Annotated in this window: 11 protein-coding genes and 1 pseudogene; 3 read left to right on the top strand and 9 right to left on the bottom strand. The window is 65.3% G+C overall.

The window, feature by feature from the left end; genetic code table 11:
- Positions 1-199: 199 nt before the first annotated feature.
- On the bottom strand, positions 200-514 hold the full coding sequence (locus F2P46_RS34470; RefSeq protein WP_166898853.1) for a hypothetical protein: 315 nt from the start codon (positions 512-514) through the stop codon (positions 200-202).
- A 203-nt stretch (positions 515-717) separates the two neighbouring features.
- Between F2P46_RS34470 and F2P46_RS34465 the strand changes: the two genes are divergently transcribed.
- Complete coding sequence (locus F2P46_RS34465) at positions 718-3,033, top strand: DUF1631 family protein (protein WP_166898851.1); 2,316 nt, start codon at positions 718-720, stop codon at positions 3,031-3,033.
- A gap of 6 nt (positions 3,034-3,039) precedes the next feature.
- Here F2P46_RS34465 and F2P46_RS34460 read toward each other — a convergent pair whose 3' ends face one another.
- Positions 3,040-3,933 (bottom strand): neutral zinc metallopeptidase, encoded by an 894-nt coding sequence (locus tag F2P46_RS34460; protein WP_166898849.1) that lies wholly within the window; start codon positions 3,931-3,933, stop codon positions 3,040-3,042.
- Positions 3,934-4,005: 72 nt separating this feature from the next.
- Here F2P46_RS34460 and F2P46_RS34455 point away from each other — a divergent pair, with 72 nt between their 5' ends.
- Together F2P46_RS34455 and F2P46_RS34450 are read left to right on the top strand one after the other, a co-directional pair.
- Complete coding sequence (locus F2P46_RS34455; RefSeq protein WP_368737989.1) at positions 4,006-4,485, top strand: hypothetical protein; 480 nt, start codon at positions 4,006-4,008, stop codon at positions 4,483-4,485.
- A 40-nt stretch (positions 4,486-4,525) separates the two neighbouring features.
- Positions 4,526-5,275 (top strand): YdcF family protein, encoded by a 750-nt coding sequence (locus F2P46_RS34450; protein WP_166898847.1) that lies wholly within the window; start codon positions 4,526-4,528, stop codon positions 5,273-5,275.
- A gap of 80 nt (positions 5,276-5,355) precedes the next feature.
- Here the strand turns inward: F2P46_RS34450 and F2P46_RS34445 are convergent, their stop codons facing one another.
- The 7 genes and pseudogenes from F2P46_RS34445 to F2P46_RS34415 form a co-directional block, all read right to left on the bottom strand.
- Positions 5,356-6,141, bottom strand: a complete 786-nt coding sequence (locus F2P46_RS34445) for a slipin family protein (RefSeq protein WP_166898845.1) — start codon at positions 6,139-6,141, stop codon at positions 5,356-5,358.
- Between the two features lie 2 nt (positions 6,142-6,143).
- Positions 6,144-7,679 carry a nodulation protein NfeD gene (locus tag F2P46_RS34440; protein WP_166898843.1) on the bottom strand — a complete coding sequence of 512 codons (1,536 nt, stop codon included), beginning with the start codon at positions 7,677-7,679 and terminating at the stop codon, positions 6,144-6,146.
- 102 nt (positions 7,680-7,781) lie between these two features.
- On the bottom strand, positions 7,782-8,621 hold the full coding sequence (locus tag F2P46_RS34435; protein ID WP_166898841.1) for an HDOD domain-containing protein: 840 nt from the start codon (positions 8,619-8,621) through the stop codon (positions 7,782-7,784).
- Positions 8,622-8,782: 161 nt separating this feature from the next.
- Positions 8,783-9,790: a BON domain-containing protein gene (locus tag F2P46_RS38085; protein ID WP_229509579.1), complete on the bottom strand. Its 1,008-nt coding sequence runs from the start codon at positions 9,788-9,790 to the stop codon at positions 8,783-8,785.
- Positions 9,791-9,886: 96 nt separating this feature from the next.
- Positions 9,887-10,534 (bottom strand): hypothetical protein, encoded by a 648-nt coding sequence (locus tag F2P46_RS34425; protein WP_166898839.1) that lies wholly within the window; start codon positions 10,532-10,534, stop codon positions 9,887-9,889.
- Positions 10,527-11,228 carry a hypothetical protein gene (locus F2P46_RS34420; protein ID WP_166898837.1) on the bottom strand — a complete coding sequence of 234 codons (702 nt, stop codon included), beginning with the start codon at positions 11,226-11,228 and terminating at the stop codon, positions 10,527-10,529. Before F2P46_RS34420 ends, F2P46_RS34425 begins: the two co-directional genes overlap by 8 nt.
- Before the next feature lie 423 nt (positions 11,229-11,651).
- A pseudogene (locus F2P46_RS34415) lies at positions 11,652-13,007 on the bottom strand (IS1182 family transposase).
- Between the last annotated feature and the right edge of the window lie 250 nt (positions 13,008-13,257).

Here is a 13,257-nt window from a genome sequence, read left to right as displayed (position 1 = left end):
TCCATTCGATGCCCCGTTCAATCGGGTAGGGCATCCATTACCCGCGACCATCGAAAACACTGCCGACGAGGTTTCGTATCGTCCAGCCAGCAACGCACTGGCAGTTCATGAAACATTCAGGCTAGCGGCCTGGACACGGTACCAGGCCAGGGATCAGTGAGCGCGACCGCCGCGTCGCTCACCGGGAAACAACGCTTGTCTATCCTTCGAGATCGGTGGGAATCCCGAATTCGTCGTGATTGCCACGCCGCAAGCCCGGTTTGGTCAGCACGCGCAAGGACACACTGATGTGGACCGAGTTGTCAGACAGATACTCCGCAGCGCCTCCGGTCCCCAGCATGGCTTGCAAAATGATGCCGACCTCGACTTTTTGCGCGGTGAGGGTATCGCCGCGCCCGATCACGCGCAAGGGGCGCACCGGGGCCGCCAGGGCCGTGGCGACAGCAATCGGATCGTTACTGGCCGGAACAGTTCTGTTCAGGACCGCATCATCGAGTTCAGCGAAAATTTTCATTCTGGGGATACTAAGGTTGATCTTACATGTGGTCGGTTCGCCAACACGCATAGACAGAGGTCGCGAACAAGCATTGTATCTTATACATCTTCATTAAATAAATGCAACTGAACAGTGCATCCAAGCCAACTTTGTTGCTCTAATGCGCTATGATGGCTGACAGACATCCGGATCAGCTCATCCATTTGAGCACAAAAAACGCCATGCAAATACCAAAAAGAGTGTTCCAGCTTGCGAAACAACCCGCACTGTCGGGTTTTCGTGTCCTCGCCGCCAAAACCATCGCCGAGGCCGGCGCCACCCTGGACAAGGCATTGCAGGGCAAAGGCGGGGCCGACGTGCGCCTGATGACCAATGCCCGCTACATCTTGCGCCAGAACGCCGTCCTGTTGCAGGAGCGCATGGAGCATCACTTCGCCAGCTACCTCGAGCGCGCCATGGACACCATGTACATGGACACCCGCGCCAGCATCGACGACATCAGCGCCGACAACCTGACCCTGATCGAGGACGATGTAGTCACGCGGCAAATCGAAATCGACCGCCTGGTGATGCGCCTGCGCGACGCCGACCAGCCCAGTCTCGGGCGACTGAACCTGATGATTGCGCAGTTGCATGGCGATGGCGACGTGCGCGAGCGCGAAAACCCCTTCCGCCCGTACCTGCTGGCGCGCTCGCTGCACGAGGCGCTGCGCCAGTGCGTCATGGACGAGGCGCAGTCGAAAGTGCTGTTCGACACCCTCTCGCTGGCGATGGTGCATTGCCTGCAAGGATACTACGTTGCAATAGAAGAAGTATTCGAATCGCGTGGCATTTCCACCAAACTGACTGCGCGCCCGACCGCGCTCACGCGCGCCCAGCGTGACCGGCTTGCCTGGCAAAAGGCGGCGGAGCAGCTGATCGCGCACGGTCCCGCCAGCGGGCGCGCTGTTGCGCCGGCGGCACACTTGTCCGACCCGCTCAAGCCGCCAGCCCAGCCGAAGCAAGCCCGCATGATTCCAGAATTGCAACGCCTGATGCAGCAGCAGCGGCAGGCGCCGGCCGCCCACGGCGCCCTGCCCCAGCAGCCCCTGCCCGACCTGCAAGACATGGTCTGGAATGTGTTCAACCAGCCGAAAGCGGCGCGCCCGCCCCGTCACGCCCACGCGCCGGCCATGGCCGGCGCTGCCAGCGGCGGGCACAGCGCCCTGGAAGCGCAACTGAAACAATTGCAGCAAGCGCGTCCGGCCCAGGCCGGCGGGATGCCCAGCCGTGAAGCGCCGGCCCCGCTCGACCTGCGCGCCAGGCTTGCCGATGCCGCCAGCAGCGAGCCGGAGCGGGTGACGATCGACCTGGTCAGCCTGCTGTTCGAATCCATCGTGCATGACGAGCAATTACCGGAAGGCGTGCGCGGGCAGCTTGGCCGCCTGCACGTCCCCTTCCTGCGCGCCGCCATGCAGGAACCGTCGATGCTGCACGACGCCCAGCATCCCGCGCGCCGCCTGCTCGACCGGATCGGCACGGTCGCGACCGGCATCACGCCCGAGATGGCTTGCTATCCCGCGCTGGAAAGCCAGATCGAAACAGTCATCGACGAGGTGCTGGACGGGTTCGACACCGATATGACAGCGTTTACCGACGGCCAGCGCCAGCTCGACCAGTTCGTGTCGGCACTGCTGCCGCGCAGCGACCTGGGCCTGGCGCGCTGCATCGACACCCTCGGCACGCTCGAAGCGGCCAGTGCGCGCCACAGCGATGTCGCGACCGCCCTGGCACCCTTGCTCGATCCGCTCGACCTCGACCCGCGCATCGGCAATTTCATTACCGATATCTGGAGCCGGGTGCTGGCGCATCCCGCCAGCGAGGCGAGCGCCAGCCAGGCGATGCTGGCCGAGCTGGTCTGGAGCTCCCAGGAAAAAACCACCCTGGAAGATCGCGCCGTGATGGTCAGCATGCTGCCCGGCATGGTTAAACGGGTGCGTGAAGGATTGGCCGCGGTCGGCATGGGCCAGGAAGCGGCCAAGGCCGCGCTCGATCAGCTGGTGATGGTGCACATGGATGTGCTGGGCCAACGCCAGCCGCCCTCGGCCCGTCCCGCCACCCTGGCCCAGTTGCGCGCCCATTTCGCCGCCTTCGACGGCGTGCCGCAAGCGGGCCGTGACGCGGTCAGCATCGGCCACGCCCAGCTCGAAGCGGCGCTGGCGCAGCGCGGCATCCGCGCCGACCTGTACACCGATCCGGGCAAGAGCGCGGCGCGCGCCGCCGACGAACAGGAATGGCTGGGTATGGCGCTGCCGGGCGCCGGCTTCGAAATCGCCCTCGACGGGCGCTACGTGCCGGCACGCCTGAATGCGGTGAGCCCGCGCGGCAGCCTGTACCTGTTTTCGGTCAAGGGCCAGGCCGCGCCCGCCACCTTCACCCGCGACGCCCTGCTGGCGGCGATGCAGGATGAAACCTTGCGCACGATGGAACACGCGCCCGTGTTCGAGCGCGCGGTCGAGTCGCTGATGGCTGGCGCCGAAGCGCTCAGCAACGCCTGAGCGGCCTTACAGCTGGCGCGCGGCGAAGGTATCGCATTGCGCGACCTGGCCGTTGTCGAGGCCGCGCTTGAACCAGCGCGCGCGCTGTTCCGACGTGCCGTGGGTAAATGAATCCGGCACCACATGGCCTTGCGACTGGCGCTGCAAGGCATCGTCGCCGATTGCCGTTGCCGCTTTCAGCGCGGCATCGACATCGCCCTGCTCCAGGATCGCGCGCGACTGGTTGGCGTGAAACGCCCATACCCCGGCAAAACAGTCGGCCTGCAATTCCAGGCGCACCGACATTGCGTTCGCCTGTTTTTCGGTGCCGCGCTGACGCGCCTCGTCGACCTTGTCGGTCAGGCCCATCGCATGCTGCACATGATGGCCGATTTCATGGGCAATCACGTACGCCTGGGCAAACTCGCCCTCGACCTTGAAGCGCTGTTCCATCAGCTGGAAAAAGCTCATGTCCAGATACACCTTGCGGTCGGCCGGGCAATAGAAAGGCCCGGTCGCGCTACTGCCGGCGCCGCAGGCGGTCTGGGTGCGGCCGGAATACAGTTGCAGCGCGGGCTTCTGGTAGGTGCCGCCCTGCTCGCGGAACAATTTCGTCCACACATCCTCGGTATCGGCCAGCACCACGCGCACGAACTTCGAGCCGCGGTCGCTGGCCGGCTCGCCCGGCGCCCGGCTTTGCTGTTGCTGCACCGGCGCCTGTCCGCCACCGCCGCCGCCGCCGCTCATGATGTTCAGGATGGTCATCGGGTTGACCCCGAAAATCCAGCCGCCCACCAGGGCGATGACGATCGACCCGATGCCGATCGAACGTCCGCCGAAGCCAAAACCGCCCCCGCCACCGCCGCCCGAACCGCGCACATCTTCCACGTTGTCGCTTTCGCGATTACCTTCCCATTTCATGTTCTGCTCCACAATGCATTTTGTTAATCTTATAATGACTTTACGCTGAAAGCCAATTTCCTGGCGCACACAGTGAGTTTACCGTTCGCATTGCGCGACAACCTGCCCCCGCCTGCCACCATGACCGAGCCGTCCGCCCACTTTCTCCTTGCCGCCGCCGGCCTCAGCGGCGCTGCGGCCCTCCTCCACATTGTCTGCATCGCCGGCGGCCCCGACTGGTATCGCGCCCTCGGCGCGGGCGAGCCGATGGCCCGCATGGCCGCCTCCGGTTCCTGGTATCCCGCCATCGTCACCGGCGCCATCAGCGCCGTGCTGATGGTCTGGGCCACGTACGCGCTGGCCGGCGCCGGCGTGCTGCCGCGCTTGCCATGGATGCGCGTCATCCTGTGCGCCATCACCGCCGTGTACCTGGTGCGCGGCCTGGCCTTTGTGCCGATGTTGATCCTGATGCCGGGTCGCAGCCTGGTGTTCTGGGGCTGGAGCTCGGCTATTTGCCTGGGCATCGGCATCGTGCACGTGCTCGGCCTGCGCCAGGCCTGGGCCTCGCTGTGAGCAAGCGAGGCCATGAGCCGGGCGGGCGCGCGCCGCGGCCATGATCGACATCGTCGTGCGCGTGCTGCTCATGCCACCGATGAGCCTGATCGTGCTGATCCTGGCCGGCTACGCCCTGCGGCGACGCTGGCCACGCTGCGGGCGCGCCGTCAGCCGGCTGGGACTGGCCGCCCTGCTGGTGCTGTCGACCAATGCCGGCTCGCTGCTGCTGGTGTGGCCCCTCGAACAACGCACGGCGCCGCTGGCCGACGCCCTTCACAGCGGCGCCCAGGCCATCGTGGTGCTGGCGGCCGGCAACGTGCATGCCGCGCCCGAGTACGGCGGCGCCGATATTCCCGACGACATCGCCCTGCTGCGCCTGCGCTACGCCGCGCACCTGCAACACGCCACCAATCTGCCGCTGCTGGTCAGCGGCGGCAATGGCGAGCCGGACAAAGGTATTCCACCCAAGGCTGTCACCATGGCGCGCGCCCTGCGCGACGATTTCCGCACGCCGGTCGCCTGGACCGAAGAACGCTCGGCCGACACCACCCAGAACGCCCTCTACAGCGCCGCCATTCTCAAGGCGGGCGGGGTGCGGCGCGTGCTGCTTGTTACGCACGCCATGCACATGCCGCGCGCCGGGCGCGCCTTCCGCGCCGCCGGCCTGGAAGTCGTGCCGGCGCCGACCATGTTATATTCGCGCAGCACGCTCTCGCCGCTGATGTTCGTGCCCGGCTGGAGCGGCATGTTCCGCTCGTACTACGCCACCCACGAATGGATCGGCCTGGCATGGCAGGGCCTGCACTGACCGGCCCGATCCACGCACGGCCGCACTGAGCGGGCAAACGCGCGCGCGAGCCCCTTCGATCGCCCTGGCGCGCCGGTGTCTTAGCCGGCCGGACTGTCGCGCACCCGGTCGAGCAGCCCGCCCAGCATGTCCAGCGGCAGCGGAAACACAATCGTCGTGCTCTTGTCGCTGGCCAGGGTGCCCAGGGTTTGCAGGTAGCGCAGCTGCATCGCCCCCTGCTGCTTGGCCAGCACGTTGGCCGCCTGCATCAGCTTTTCGGACGCCTGCAATTCTCCTTCCGCGTGGATGACCTTGGCGCGCCGCTCGCGTTCCGCTTCCGCCTGGCGGGCGATGGCGCGCACCATCGATTCGTCCAGGCCGACGTGCTTGATTTCGACATTGGCCACCTTGATGCCCCAGGCGTCGGTCTGGGCGTCGAGCACCTGCTGGATATCGATGTTGAGCCGTTCGCGCTCGGCCAGCATGTCGTCGAGCTCATGCTTGCCGAGCACCGAGCGCAAGGTGGTCTGCGCCAGCTGGCTGGTCGCTTCCATGAAGTTGGCGACCTGGATGATGGCGCGCTCGGGGTCGATCACGCGGAAGTACAACACCGCATTGACCTTGACCGACACATTGTCGCGCGAGATCACATCTTGCTTGGGCACGTCGAGCACGATGGTGCGCAGGTCGACCCGCACCATTTGCTGCAGCACCGGAATGAGCAGGATCAGTCCGGGCCCCTTGACCGACCAGAAGCGCCCCAGCTGGAACACCACGCCGCGCTCGTACTCGCGCAGGATGCGCACCGACATCGCCAGCAGCATCAACACCAGGAACAACAGCAGGAACACCAGCGTGCCGATACCGAACCCGAGTCCATCGTCCATGGTTATTCTCCTGTGTTGATCTGGTTGAGAGGGGCATGGCCGGCCGGAACATGGTTGACGGGGACCACCTCGAGCCGCGCCCCCTTGCGCGCGACGACCCGCACCGCCTGCCCGGGCCGCAGCACTGCGCCGCTTTCCACGCGCCAGGTTTCGCCGTTGACGTTGGCCCAGGCCTCGCTTCCACCCGTGCCGATGACTTCGGCAAAGCTGCCGACCAGCGCGTTCGGTCCGCCCGCAACAAGGCGCCGGCGCGTCCTGAGCGCCACCGCGCCCATGCCCGCGACCAGCAGCGCGCTCACGATGGCCAGCGGCACCACCAGCCCGGCCGGCACGCCGTAGCCGGGCTGGTCGGTGTCGATCAGGATCAGCGCGCCGGCCACGAAGGCGGCGATCCCGCCCAGTCCCAATACGCCGAAGCTGGGCAGGAAGGCTTCCCCCACCATGAAGGCCAGGCCCAGCAGGATCAGCCCGAGTCCCGCGTAGTTCAGTGGCAGCAGGTGCAGGCCGTACAGTCCCAGCAGCAGGCACAGGGCGCCCACCACGCCAGGCGCGACCGCACCGGGACTCATGAATTCGAACAGCAGTCCGTAGATGCCGATACTCATCAGTATCAGTGCGACCGCGGGATCGGAGACGACTTCCAGCAGCCGGGTGCGCCAGTCGGGACGAGCGGCGTGCAGCGGCGCCCCGCGCGTGTGCAGGGGCAACGCGCCCGTGCGCAGCGCGACCGGCCTGCCGTCGGCCTGCGCCAGCAATGCCGCCACGTCCTTGGCCACGTAGTCGATCACGCCGGCGTTCAGGGCCTCGCTGGCGGGCAGGCTGAGCGCGTCGCGCACCGAGCGCTCGGCCCAGTTGGCATTGCGCCCGCGCAGTTCAGCCAGCGAGCGGATGTAGGCGGCGGCGTCGTTGACCTGCTTGCGCGTCAGCGGCGCGCCGGAGCGCCCATCCGGCCCCCCGGCGCGCCCCGGTCCACCCGAAGGCAAGCCGGCCGCGCCTGGCGGATCGTTGGTGCGCTCGCGCTGTTTGCGCCCTGCCCTGCCCGGATCGGGAGGGCTGTCGGGCGGCGCATCAGGGTCGGCGTCCGCGCCCCCGGGCCCGCCCAGTTGCACCGGGGTGGCCGCGCCCAGGTTGGTGCCGGGCGCCATGGCGGCGATGTGGCTGGCCATCAGGATGAAGGTGCCGGCGCTGGCCGCGCGCGCGCCGGACGGCGCCACGTACACCGCCACCGGCACCGGCGAGCCCAGAATGGCCTTGACGACGGTGCGCATCGACGTGTCCAGCCCGCCCGGCGTATCGAGTTCGACGATCACCAGCTGGTGGCCGTCTTGCGCGGCGCGCGCAATGCCGCGCGCGAGATAATCGGCGCTGGCCGGGCCGATGGCGCCATCGACCGTGAGCAGGGTCACCGGGGCCAGCGCGGCGGCGGACGGCGTCCACAGCAGGAGAATGAGCAAGGTGGCGCACGCGATCAGCGGGCGCAGCAGGGCCAGCGGCCCGGTACCGGCAACAGCCAACCACGCATGCGCAATGCGCCTCATCGCTCCCCCGGCATGGGACCCGTGTCCCTGTCTGGGGTTAGAAGCTGCGAACGCGCTTTGGTTCCGCCGATCGAAGAAGAAGAGAGGAAAAGAAGGAGTGGCTTACACCAGCAGCGCGGCGCTCATCGACTTGACTTCGTCGGCCGACTCGTCAAGGATCGATTGCAGGGTATCGTTGTCGATGACGAAGTCGAGTACCGAATCGGCGTGCTCGGGCAAGGGCTCTTCCGGCACACCAAGCGGCGAGCGGACCGGTGCGAACTGATTGGCCAGCAACAAGGTGTCGAGCAAGGTGCTCGGCGGCATGGTCAGCCAGCCATCGCGCAGGGCCAGGATGGCCTGGGTGACGGTCTCGGGAATCGCCAGCTTTTTCAGCACTTCGCGGCTGACGACTTCCTCGCACAACTCGGCCCATTTTTCGGGATCGTCGTCGAGCAGGCCCGGAAATTCATCGGCGCGCGAGAGCAGGTAAAACCCGCCCACCTCGTGCACGATGGCGGCGAACATGGCCGTATCGGGATTGACGAACGTCACGCGGCGCGCCAGCACCTGGGCCAGCGCCGCCACATGGGCGGTGTGTTCCCATAGCTGCTCGGCCTTGGCGCGCAACCCCGGGTCGACGATGCGGCTGCCGAACTGGCGCACCACAAGGCTGGCCACCAGGGTCTGCAAACTGCGGTAGCCCACCCGCATGACGGCCGCGCGCACATTCATGATCGGGGTGTCGCCATTGCGGTTGAAAGCGGCCGAGTTGGCCAGCGCGACGGTGCGCGCGGCCAGTTGCGGCTCACCCAGCACCAGCTTGATGGCGTCTTCAATATGACAATCGGGATTGTCGAGTGCAAGTTGCAGGCGCAAGGCGGCGTTCACGCTGGTCGGGAGGGTGATCTCCCCGCGTGCGGCTTGCGCGGCAATATATCCAAAGGCTTCGAGTCTGTTCACAGGAAAATTATACAGTGGGGCGGGGGCGCCGCGATGGATTGCAGCAACAAAGCCCCGCACAGTGCAGCAATGCAACAGAATCGCATTGTCGCACCGCACGGGGCCGCTGTTTTCTGCGGGCCGGCCCGCTGTGCGCGGGTCCGGCCCCGGTAGCGCTCGGCTTACTTGACCTTGATCGCGCTCTTGACCGACGTCACGCCATCGACGCTCTTGGCCAGGCGCACGGCTTTCTCGGCATCGGCCTTGGAATCGACGAAACCGCTCAGCATGACCACGCCTTTTTCGGTTTCAACGTGGATGGCCATCGATTTCAGTTCCGGTTCCTTGAAGATGTCGGCTTTGACTTTGGTGGTGATCACGGAGTCGGCCACGACAGCACCGGTTTTTTCGGCGGCGCGGTCCATCTTGGGCGCCATGGTGTCGGCGGCGCGCTCGGTTTTGTCGGCCATGTTGTCGATCGCGCGTTCGGTCTTGGCAGCCATGGTGGCGCCAGCGGCACGGGTTTTTTCGGCGGCGTTGCCGACCGCGTCGGCGGCGCGCTGACCGGCCGTGTCGGCAGCCATCTCGGTGCGGTTGGCAACAGCGCCGGCGGTGGTCGCGCTGCGGTTGTTGTTATCGACCAGGCAGCCGGTGTTCGGGCTGCCCGCTACCTGGGCGCATTTGTCCACGGCGGCCGATTTGGTGGCGTCGGTGGTGGTGGTGCGGGTAACCGGGCTCATGGTGTCGGTGGCGCCGTTGCTGGCGACCTGGATGTTGCGGTCCGCCTTGACGTCGGCCAGCGCCGCCGTGTGGACCGCGCGCGCATTGCTCATGCAGCTGTCTTTTTCGGCGCCGCTGGTGTCGGCGCACTTGACCTTGGCCAGCGAGTAATCGGCATTGGCCAGTTCGGTGCGGGCCTTGGTGCGGCCTTTGAGGGTGTTGTTGTAATCGGTCAGGGCGGCCAGGTCGGCGCGCGCGCGCGTCACCTTGGCTTCTTCCATGCACAGGTTGCGGGCGTTGCCGCTCATGTCCTTGCACTGTGCGGAGGCGAGCTTGTAGTCGGCGTCGGCCTTTTGCGTCATCGTGCGGTAAGTCGCGGTATCGGTCTTGGTGGTCGTCTCGGCGGCATAGGCGCTGGCGAAAGCGGCGCTGAGGGCGGTGGCAAGCAATGTGGCGACGATAGGTTTCATGGTGGTCCCTTTAAATGTATGGTTGTTGGTAGACGGATTTAACATCCTAACCACTCGCAACATCTGTGCGACAACGTACATACGGACGTAAAAGGACTATCGATATCTGATTAATCGCTCATCGACCTGGGTAAAAAGATTCTCGTTGGCATCTTGCGGCCCTTCGGCGATGGCGCGCTCGAGCAGGGCGACCGTGTCGTGCTTGGGCTCGCGGAAACGGGTGCGCACGCGCAGCATCTCATTGACCAGCGCGGTATACCGTTCGGGGTGATAGCGCGCGATCCAGGCCACGGCGGTCATGTCGGCGTAGGCTTCCTCGGTCCGCACGCGGCGCGCGAACCAGTCGCGCACGGGGCCGATCCAGGCCACCACGGGCAACAGTTTTTCGTTATGGGGAAAGCCGTTCAGGCGGCGGTGGCAGTGACCGACTTCATGCATCGCCGCGCCCGCCAGAAAGGTGTCGAGCAAGTCGGGGGCGATCATCGCGCTGAGCTTGTCGGCGGTTGGATTGTTACTGGCCGAAACGATCAACGTGCAGCGGCCGTTTTCGCTGGCCAGCCCGACCGGCGTGTGGCCCGGCAAACCGTTGCCGTCGACTATTTCCAGGTCAATCGGCATGCCCTGCGCACGGCCATAGGCGACCGCTTGCGTGGCGGCGGCGATCCACTGGGCTTCGGTGCCCGGCGCGGCCCACGCCGCCGGGCCGGCCAGCGCCAGCAACACGGCGGCGCAGAGCTTATTCATCGTTGAGCAATCCGGCTTGCCACATGGTCACGGCATCATCGAACGGGGTGGCGCCACGGCCGAAGCCGTCGGCATTCTTCGCCAGGCGCACCCAGGTGCGCGTATCGTGGCCGCTGCGTTCGACCGGCACCGCGTCGCGCAGGGTCGACAGCCAGGCGTACACGCGGCCATACTCGGCCGGATGCTGGCGCTGGACCCACGATAGCGCGACCAGGTCGGCAAAACCTTCTTCGCGGCGCATCTCGCGCATGGCTTTCGATTCGGCCAGCAAGCTCGTGTCCTGCGCGTGTTCGTCACCGGTTTCGACGAAGCCGGCCGGCAGGGCATGCCACACGCCCTGCACGTAACGCCAGCAATGGCCGATCTCGTGGGCCGCCATGGTTTCGATCAGCAAGGCACGCTCGGCTTGCGGCACCGTGTTGAGAATGTTTTCGGCAGCCGGGTTGCCGCGCAGCGACAGCACCAGCTTGCAGCGGCCGTCGACAAAACCCATCGCCAGCGGCACATCGCCGGGACGGGCTTTTGGTTGCACGACGATATCAATTGGCAAGTTGATACGTTGCGAATACGCCAACACAGGAGCAGCGGCGTTCAGCCAACGCGTTTCCAGCTCGGTCAGGGCGGCGCCGGAGGCGGCAGCAGCAGGAATCAGGGTGATACCGGCGAGCAGTGCGGTCAAAAGGTGCTTGAACATGGCGTTTCCTCAGGAGGTCTATAAGTGCCTAAGAGCAATAATATAGACCTCTGGAACGCTTTGGGAAAAATATCTTTCCTTGTGGAAAATTCTCAACATGGCGCTATGTCAAGCTAGCGCTGGCGCAAACAATCAGAACGTTTCCCACTCGTCAGCAACAGTATTCTCAGTGGCAATCTTGCGTTGCGGCGCGGCTGGTGCGCGCGCCAGCGCCCTGCCTTGGCGGCCGGCTTGGGGGCGGCCGGCTTCGACGCGGCCGGCCTGGCAGCCTGTCGGACTCAGGCTTTTGAGTTGATGCGTGGACTGCGGCCGGTTCAATTTTGGGGCATGCTGGTGTAAGCTTGTCGTGGACAGCGTTGCTGTGCGCTGCGGAAGGTTCCTGGCGCGGCGTTTTCGCGCTGGATGTCGTACTTTCTTGACCTATCAGGCCATTTTCAGAACGTTCATGCGCTTCATGTTCCATGCGAGGGCGACCAGGTTCCATTCGTGGGCGACTTGCTGCTTTCCGCGTACCAGGAATTGACGAAATTTCATCACATGTTTGATGATGCCGAACACCGGCTCGACGGTCTGCTTTCGAAGGGCGTAGTCAGCGCGGCCCGTCCGGGTTTTCAGCCGGTGCGCCATTGCCTCTAAAGCACTCGGGTCCGGTGGCAGCGGCGGCGGTTCCGTGAAGCGGTCCAGCACGGGCAGATGGTACTGCTCGCGTTTCATGGCGATCATCGGCACCATTCCCGCCGCCTCACACGCGGCCACGTTGGCGGCACTGAAATAGCCGGTATCGGCCAGAACTTGGCCGACTTGCCCCAATTGCTCCTGGCGTCGAGCCAGCACTTCGAGCATGGGTTGAAGTTGCTGGCTGTCGTTGCCGGCCTGCGTGACGAAGCTCCCCACGATCAGCATGCTGCCGGTGTCGACCGCCGCCTGCGCGTTGTAGCACTGGTCGAAGCCGCTGCCCACTTTCATGATGCGCGATTCTTCATCGGTCAGGTTGATCTGGTCCTTGTCCTACGGACCGCCGGCCCCGGGCGGCTCCGGATCCTTTCCGCCAGGCTTCTTGCCGGCGTCGCGCTTGGCTTGGCGCTTGGCCACCTTGGCCTCGTACTCGGCTTGCGCCTGCGCGTCGTGCTCCCGCGCACGCTCCTCCAGCTTGCGCTTGGCCTCGTCGAGCGCGGCCAGGCGCTCCTGGCGCCGCGCGATTTCCTGCGGCACGTCCATGCCGTCCGGCACTTGCTTGCGGTCTTCGCTCTCGGCCAGCGCCATCAACTGCTTGACCTCTTGCCGCAGTTGCGCCTCGATCTTCTTGATGTGGCCCCAGGACAGCGCGCTGTGGCGGCTGGCGTTGGCCTTGACCTTGCTGCCGTCAACGGCGATCTTGCCCAGCTTGAGCATGCCCATTTCGCGCGCCAGCATCAGCACCTGCACGAACAACTGTTCGAACTGCTCGCCACAGCGGCGCCGGAAGGCAGCCAAGGTATCGTGGTCGGGATGGGTGTTGGCCGCAATGTAGCGGAACGCCACCGAGTCGTAAGTCGCGCGTTCGATCTTGCGGCTCGACGGAAAACCCGTGGCGTAACCATAGATGAGCAAGCCCAGCAAAACGGATGGGTGGTGCGCCGCCGAACCGCGCCCTGCATACTGGCGCGTCAGCGCAGACAGGTCCAGGCGCTCGATCACCTCCACGATGAAGCGCGCCAAATGATCCTCCGGCAGCCAGTCCTCCACCGATGGTGGGAACAGGTAGCTGGTCTGTCGGTCTACGGAGATAAATCTGCTCATTCGGGCCTCGCTGACGTCAACTCGTCGATGACCCCCATTTTACCGGGGCGCCCCGTTACGTCAACTCGTCGGTGGCCCCCATTTACCGGGGTGGCCCGTTTCTATCGAGTCAAGTCCGACAGACTGCTAGTCTTACTGTGTCATAAATTCAATTATGTGCGTATACTGTTGAAATGTCCATAACGACAGGAGACGGGAATGACGAATTTGGCTGAGCTGGATATGTATCTTGAGCGGCTGTGCAGCGCGT

Origin of the sequence: Massilia sp. CCM 8734, assembly GCF_011682155.1 — a bacterium.
In the GTDB taxonomy this organism is placed as follows: Bacteria; Pseudomonadota; Gammaproteobacteria; order Burkholderiales; family Burkholderiaceae_D; genus Telluria_A; species Telluria_A rubra.
Note: the sequence above shows the minus strand (reverse complement) of the source record. Positions and strands in the feature narration are given on the sequence as shown.